The organism is Microcystis sp. M31BS1 (assembly GCF_020245285.1).
Lineage (GTDB): Bacteria > Cyanobacteriota > Cyanobacteriia > Cyanobacteriales > Microcystaceae > Microcystis > Microcystis panniformis.
Genome location: NZ_JADBVE010000058.1, coordinates 1 through 3210, shown reverse-complemented (window position 1 = coordinate 3210; position 3210 = coordinate 1). Strand labels below are relative to the sequence as shown.

Below are 3210 nucleotides of genomic sequence, written 5' to 3'. Positions count from 1 at the left end.
ATTTTCAAGGATGGTTGAGACAGGAAGGACTATTAAGTTCTATACCTGAGATTAAGGGATGGGTTAGTCCTCGGTTAAGTATCCGATTTGATTTGAGAGAAGATGGGTTAGAAATTTATAGTTTAGATGGTCAGAAATTTTTAACTTCTCTTGAGTTATCTCAAAGGTTAGAACAAGAGCGTCTTAAAGCTGAACGTTTAGCTGAATATATCCGTTCTCTAGGAATTGATCCCGATACCTTATGAATATTTAAAGGAGTATAAATTATGACCTTTACACCAGCTATTGATCCAGATATTGAATACCCCGACAGTGACGGTAAACCCATGGCTGATAACACCGAACAATACGAATGGATCGTTAAAATCAAAGAAAATCTTGAGATTCTCTTTGCTAATTCTCCTCAGATTTTTATTGCGGGAGATCTGCTCTGGTATCCCGTCCAAGATAAGAAAATTACTGGACCAGTTGCTCCCGATGTTATGGTAGTATTTGGTCGTCCAAAAGGAAGAAGGGGTTCCTATAAACAATGGCAAGAAGATAACATTGCTCCTCAAGTGGTCTTTGAAATTCTCTCCCCTTCTAATAGCTTAGAAGAAATGGAACGAAAACTACTGTTTTATCAACGTTATGGAGTGGAAGAATACTATCTCTATGATCCCGATTCTCATGATTTTCAAGGATGGTTGAGACAGGAAGGACTATTAAGTTCTATACCTGAGATTAAGGGATGGGTTAGTCCTCGGTTAAATATCCGATTTGAATTGAGAGAAGATGGGTTAGAAATTTATAGTTTAGATGGTCAGAAATTTTTAAGTTCTATCGAGTTATCTCAAAGGTTAGAACAAGAGCGTCTTAAAGCTGAAGAAGCAAGTTTACAATTGGAACAAGAGCGTCTTAAAGCTGAACAAGCAAGTTTACAATTGGAACAAGAGCGTCTTAAAGCTGAAGAAGCAAGTTTACAATTAGAACAAGAGCGTCTTAAAGCTGAACGTTTAGCCGAATATATCCGTTCTCTGGGAATTGATCCCGATACTTTATAATGACATAATTGATGGGTTGTGACGAATACTAATTAACTGGTAAACTTCCGAAATTATTGTCATTGAACCTAGTCTAGGGCTATACTCAACTATGTAATCACTAAAAAAGCAGATCTATGAAAGCTTGGGCAAAATCTTTAGAAAAACCAGCAGTGGAATTTTCTGAAACGCAATTAACCTTACTATCGGGGAAAATTCCCGATGGATTGCGGGGTAGTCTCTATCGCAATGGTCCGGGGAGATTAGAAAGAGGTAAGCAAAAAGTTGGTCATTGGTTTGACGGAGATGGGGCAGTTTTAGCTGTACATTTTCATGATAAGGGAGCCAGTGCCACCTATCGTTATGTTCAGACTGCCGGTTATCAGCAAGAAAGTGCCGCTAATCAATATTTATTTCCTAATTATGGCATGAATGCCCCCGGCTTCTTTTGGAATAATTGGGGAAAAGAGGTAAAAAATGCCGCTAATACCTCGGTGTTAGCTTTACCCGATAAATTATTAGCTCTCTGGGAAGGGGGTTTTCCCCATAAATTAGATTTACAATCTTTAGAAACCCTAGGTTTAGATAATTTATCTAGCTTACAAGCAAAGGAAACTTTTTCCGCTCATCCTAAGCTAGATTTGTCCAGAGGAGAGATTTTTAATTTCGGGGTGACAATCAGTGCCAAAGTTAGTTTAAATCTCTATAAGTCTGACTCCACTGGTGAAATTATCCAGAAAAATACTTTTGAGTTAGATAGATTGTCTCTGCTGCATGACTTTGTTTTAGCAGGACAGTATCTCGTCTTTTTCGTTCCACCGATAAAAGCGGATAAATTATCGATACTGTTGGGATTTAAAACTTTTAGTGATGCTATGCAGTGGCAGCCAGAATTAGGAACAAGAATACTAATTTTTGATCGAGATTCTCTGCAATTAGTCAGTGAAAGTGTTACAGATTCATGGTTTCAATGGCACTTCGCTAATGGTTGTGTGAGTGACCAAGGCAATCTTGAAATTGTTTTTGTCCGTTATGATGACTTTAAAACTAATCAATTTTTAAAAGAAGTTCCCACGGGTGAAACCGAAACCTTAGCCATCGGAAAATTAGCAAGTATCACTATTAATCCCCTATCAGCAAAAGTGATTAATCAGGAAATTCTCTCGGATTTAAGCTGTGATTTTCCCGTGGTTTCCCCGCAGCTGGTGGGACAAAAATGGCAAAATACTTTTTTAGCTGTCCATCGTCCCGATAGCGATATTCGTCGGGAAATTATCGGACTTCCCGCTTGTTATAATCACTCCACAGGTAAGTTAACTATTGCTTATCTAGAAAATAACTGTTATGGAAGTGAACCGATTTTTGTCTCCGATGGTTTATCTCCAGAAACGGGATGGTTAATCGTCGTGGTTTACGACGGCAATAATCACAGCAGCCAAGTGAGAATCTATGATAGTCAGCAGCTAGAAAAAGAACCCCTTTGCTGTCTGCAATTACCCAGTGTTATCCCTCCGGGGTTTCACGGTACTTGGCAAGAAAAATCAGAAAAAGGTGCAGAAGCAATCTCAACTTAGAAAAGGGGTTTCTATTTAGAAAACGGGTTTCTTCGAGAAACCCGTTTTCTGGACTTGTGAGAGAGAAGCTTTATTCGATTTCTCTACGGTAGAAGATTTAATCAATTGGTTAAATACTTTCACTGCCTAGCTTTGACATTAGCGATCGCCTTTTGTCCATCACCCACTAAAATTGTCATAATGAACCCAACAACCGCCAATTATGATGAACCCTGGAAAGAAGCATTAACCGAGTATTTTGAAGCGTTTTTATACTTCTTTTTTCCTGAAGTTCACCAATTGATTGATTGGACAAAAATTCCTGAATCCCTAGAAAAAGAACTCAAACGGATTACCGCTTCAGCAAGGACAAAAAAACGTTTCGCTGACAAACTCTATTCAGTTATCAGTTATCAGTTATCAGTTATCAGTGACTAATTGGAAACAAGTAGCAATCCCTTTGCTATAATCGCCATGGCACACCTGAAAACAAAAGCGACTACTGGGAAGCTGCCAGAACGGGAACAGTGGAAGTGGAGGTTAATCAGGGGATTATATGAAAAGGAGTTCGAGAGGGAACAGATAATTAAACTGTTTGAAATCATCGACAATATGATGACTTTATCCCCTGAATT

Annotated in this window: 3 protein-coding genes and 2 pseudogenes; all 5 read left to right on the top strand. The window is 38.6% G+C overall.

All coding sequences use genetic code 11. The annotated features are described in order from the left end of the window. Positions 1 to 245: pseudogene (locus IM509_RS03045) on the top strand (Uma2 family endonuclease); the annotation flags it as partial. Positions 246 to 266: 21 nt separating this feature from the next. Next, positions 267 to 1043 carry a Uma2 family endonuclease gene (locus IM509_RS03040; RefSeq protein WP_287716382.1) on the top strand — a complete coding sequence of 259 codons (777 nt, stop codon included), beginning with the start codon at positions 267 to 269 and terminating at the stop codon, positions 1041 to 1043. A 116-nt stretch (positions 1044 to 1159) separates the two neighbouring features. Continuing rightward, positions 1160 to 2596, top strand: coding sequence for a carotenoid oxygenase family protein (locus tag IM509_RS03035; RefSeq protein ID WP_052276428.1), 1437 nt, complete (start codon positions 1160 to 1162; stop codon positions 2594 to 2596). Between the two features lie 64 nt (positions 2597 to 2660). After that, positions 2661 to 2726 (top strand): annotated as a pseudogene (locus IM509_RS24295) (DUF4351 domain-containing protein); the annotation flags it as partial. Between the two features lie 50 nt (positions 2727 to 2776). Further along, the gene (locus tag IM509_RS23975) at positions 2777 to 3013 is read left to right on the top strand and encodes a hypothetical protein (RefSeq protein WP_052278433.1); all 237 of its coding nucleotides are present in this window, start codon (positions 2777 to 2779) and stop codon (positions 3011 to 3013) included. Positions 3014 to 3210 lie beyond the last annotated feature (197 nt).